General features: G+C 53.7%; 1 rRNA gene. It reads right to left on the reverse strand.

From position 1 onward, the window contains the following. Positions 1-205 (reverse strand): 23S ribosomal RNA (locus tag DS745_RS04305); the annotation flags it as partial.

Below are 205 nucleotides of genomic sequence, written 5' to 3' on the forward strand. Positions count from 1 at the left end.
TCCCGGGGTGCTTTTCACCTTTCCCTCACGGTACTGGTTCACTATCGGTCACTAGGAAGTATTTAGCCTTGGGAGATGGTCCTCCCGGATTCCGACGGGGTTTCACGTGTCCCGCCGTACTCAGGATCCACTCTGGAGGAAACGAAGTTTCGATTACAGGGCTGTTACCTTGTTTCGCGGACCTTTCCAGGTCGCTTCATCTACT

Source organism: Anaerobacillus alkaliphilus, assembly GCF_004116265.1.
Taxonomy (GTDB): Bacteria; Bacillota; Bacilli; order Bacillales; family Anaerobacillaceae; genus Anaerobacillus; species Anaerobacillus alkaliphilus.